The following is a 2358-nucleotide window of genomic DNA, read 5'->3' on the forward strand; positions in this document are numbered from 1 at the left end:
CAGCACGGCCGCGCCGCCGGCGATGTTGGCCGCGTCGTCCGACTTCAGCGCCGAGGCCGGCTTCTTGGTCAGCGTGGCGGCCCGGTCGAGGGTCTTCGAGGTGACCAGGTGCATCACGCCGTACCCGCCGCTCGCGCTGGGCTGGCCCTTGTGCCCGTCTAAGTGGGTCTCGGAGTACGCGACCGACACCAGCAGGTCACGCGGCACCTCGTACTTCGACGCCGCCTGGGTGAACGCGTCGGCCATCGGATCGGCGGCGGCGGCCATGGCGGGCCGTCCCGCGAGCAGCGCCAGGGGGATGACGGCGCCGGTCAGGAGTAGGCGAAGGTTCACAGAGTCAGCTCCCGCAGTGCTCGGACGGGCTGTTGTACGTGCTCGAGCCGACCTTGCCGCCCCACTTGACGCACTTGCCTGAGGCCGATCCTCGGACCGGTCCGGCGTAGTACTCGAAGTTGCCGCTGTCGGTGACGCGGGTCTTGCCCTGCACCTCCAGGTAGGCGCTGGTCGCGGTGGCCTTGCCGAGCGAGGTCTTCTTGATCGTGGCCACGCAGTTGTTGCCGTTCGCGGAGTTGTAGAGCAGGTAGACCGTGCCGTTCGAGCCGAGGGCCGCGGAGTCGATCACCTTGTAGCCGCTGCCGCACACCGACTGGGCCGTGTGCGGGTTGGTGGAGCCGCCACCGCCGCACTTGTTGTTCGAGGTCACGGTCGCGATCGGGTAGCCGAAGGTGGCGCCGTTGAAGACGGCCTTGCGGATGTTGGACGGGTAGCTGGTGCCGTTGCGCACCTCGTAGTGGAGGTGGGGGCTGATGTTGTTGCCCGGCTTGCTGGTGTTGCCCACCGTGCCGATCTTCTGGCCCTGCGCGACCTGGGCGCCGGCCGAGACGGAACGGGAGTTCAGGTGGGCGTAGTACGACGTCCAGCCGCCCCCGTGGTCGATCTTGACCAGGTTGCCGTAGCCGTTGGCCGAGCCCTGGTGGGCCGAGATGACAACGGTGCCGGCCGCGGCGGCGACCACGGTGTCACCGAGGTCGGCGTTGGCCGTGCTGCCCCGGTTGAAGTCGATCTCGTATGACCGGTGGGCGCTGCTCCCGCTGTTGTTCCCCGTCCACTTCTGGCCGCAGGGGAACGGGAGCTGGAAGCTCGGCGCCGCCAGCGTGGAGACCGGCGGGACGTCCACCTGGTTCGCCGGGTCGCCCATGGGCCCCTCGTCCGACGACGTGGGAGCCGGAGTCGGGGCGGCCCATGCCGCCGTCATCGTGCCTGTGGCGAGGCTGAAGAGCAGGGCGAACCCAGCCGTAAGCACCCCTCTGGGTCTCATGCGGATACCTTTCTGCGCGCGCCGGAGGGGCGGGCCCCGGCCGGCGCCGCGAACCGTCCGTTGGATCTTTCGAAGCGCTCTTGCTGGGGACCAAGATTGCGAGTACGACATACAAAGAACATCCAAAATCGGTATAAAGGCCCTTCCAGCTTGAACGCCTAACCCAACGGGCGCCCCGCCCGGCGCCCAGCTCAGGAGAACGCGCGGTCATGGTGGTTGAACAGCCCGTATTCGGTGTCCTCGGGCCGTTACAGGTCCGGGTCCCGGAAGGGCCCCTTCGGATCGCGGGCAGGAAGCCCAGGCTCCTGCTCGCCTCGCTGCTATTGGACGCCAACCAGGTGGTCAGCTCCGACGTGCTCGTCGAGGTGCTGTGGCCGCGCACGCAGCCCTCCTCCGCCGTGGCCAATCTGCGCACGTACGTGAGCTCGCTGCGCTCGGCCGGCGTGCAGATCGCGGCCCAGGCCTCCGGCTACGCGATCGAGCTCGACGCGGACCGGCTGGACGCCCTGCGGTTCGAGGAGCTGGTGGCCAGGGCGCGGGCGGCGGGCCGTACCGAGGAGGGCTCGGAGCACTTACGCCGGGCGCTGGCGTTGTGGCGCGGGACACCGCTCGGCGACCTGCCCGCCAGCCCGCTCTGGGACGGGCGCCTGCGCGCGCTCACCCAGGCCCGGCTGACCGCGGCCGAGGAACTGGTCGAGACGAAGCTGGCCCGCGGCGAGCACGCCACCGCCATCGACGACCTGCGCGAACTGATCGGCGAGCACCCCTACCGGGAGGATCTGTGGCAGCGGCTGATCCTCGCACTGCACCACAGCGGCCGGCGGGCCGAGGCGCTGCACGCCTACACCACGATCAGGCGGCAGCTCGTGGATGACCTGGGCATCGAGCCTGGGCAGGAATTACGTGACGTGCACGCCTCCGTGCTGGCGGGCGATCCCCCACCCACGCCCGTGCCGGCGGGCGATCCGCCCCCGGTGCCCGCCATCGCCGCGCCCCACCAGCTCCCCGCAGACGTGCCGGACTTCACCGGCAGGGCGGAG

Annotated in this window: 2 protein-coding genes and 1 pseudogene; 1 reads left to right on the forward strand and 2 read right to left on the reverse strand. The window is 70.1% G+C overall.

The window, feature by feature from the left end; genetic code table 11:
* Nucleotides 1–333: pseudogene (locus AB0J09_RS62555) on the reverse strand (nucleoside transporter); the annotation flags it as partial.
* 4 nt (nucleotides 334–337) lie between these two features.
* A complete protein-coding gene (locus AB0J09_RS62560; protein WP_360713693.1) occupies nucleotides 338–1318 on the reverse strand; it encodes a M23 family metallopeptidase in 981 nt (326 codons plus the stop codon).
* Between the two features lie 209 nt (nucleotides 1319–1527).
* Between AB0J09_RS62560 and AB0J09_RS62565 the strand changes: the two genes are divergently transcribed.
* On the forward strand, nucleotides 1528–2358 hold an 831-nt coding region (locus AB0J09_RS62565; protein WP_360713695.1), incomplete at its 3' end, for an AfsR/SARP family transcriptional regulator.

It is taken from the genome of Nonomuraea sp. NPDC049784 (assembly GCF_040659615.1).
Lineage (GTDB): Bacteria > Actinomycetota > Actinomycetes > Streptosporangiales > Streptosporangiaceae > Nonomuraea.

Coding starts and splice junctions, on each gene's coding strand:
- AB0J09_RS62560 (WP_360713693.1), bottom strand. CDS start 1,318: ATGAGACCCAGAGGGGTGCTTACGGCTGGGTTCGCCCTGCTCTTCAGC.